Below are 892 nucleotides of genomic sequence, written 5' to 3' on the forward strand. Positions count from 1 at the left end.
ATTTTTTATGATTGTTTGACGATTTTGTCACTATAAGTAGGGGCAGCAATCGCCGCGCGAGCCGCAAACACAGGGTCCTGGAAATACAACGGCTGCTTGCCGTATATAGCCGGATGACCCGCCACATAAATGATCATGTCACCCGCCTTGGTAATCCTGCCGCTTTCATCTTTTTCCGGGCCAATCATGCGTAAACATTCATCGGGTGTGAGTAAAGGACGCTGAATCTCCTGCATGGTTCGAGTCACATTGCCATGCATCATCCCTACCCGTCTCCCGCTGGTCGTAATCTGCTCTTTGATGACAGTGGTTTGCCCGGTCAGTTTGGATAAATGTTCGGCTGTTTCAATTCGGTTCGGCGGAAAAGCATTCTGGATATGGCAATTGGAACTGATCGCTTCATCGTGGCCGTATCCGGTTTCACGACTTTTAAGCTGATTGATGTCCTGGCAGACCAAATAAGCTTTAATACCGTAACCGGCAATATACGCCAGGGATTCCTGAAAGATTTCCAACTTTCCAAGACTGGGAAACTCATCCAGCATCAACAACAGCCGGTGCTTATAATGCGCGACCGGCTGCCCATTCTCAAATTCCAGCCGATCGGCCAGTTTGCGCACAATCATATTCGCCATGATCCGCACCAAAGGCCGCAACCGTGTCTTGTCATTGGGCTGCGTCACAATGTATAAACTCACCGGACTGGCATGGTGCATCAAATCACGGATTAAAAAATCAGAACGGCTGATATTTTTGGCAACCAGCGGATCGCGGTACAGGGTTAAATATGATTTGGCGCTCGATAATACCGACCCGGCTTCTTCAGTCGGTCGATCCAGCATATCGCGTGCCGTGGAGCCAACAACTGGGTGGTTTTGTCCATTGATATGAA

At 49.1% G+C, this 892-nt stretch carries 1 protein-coding gene; it reads right to left on the bottom strand.

Going from position 1 to position 892, the window contains the following annotated elements:
* Window positions 1-5 precede the first annotated feature (5 nt).
* A partial coding sequence (locus C7H79_RS17230) for a type IV secretory system conjugative DNA transfer family protein (protein ID WP_148667150.1) occupies window positions 6-892 on the bottom strand: 887 nt, incomplete at its 5' end.

This window comes from Nitrosomonas supralitoralis, from assembly GCF_003011925.2.
Taxonomy (GTDB): Bacteria; Pseudomonadota; Gammaproteobacteria; order Burkholderiales; family Nitrosomonadaceae; genus Nitrosomonas; species Nitrosomonas supralitoralis.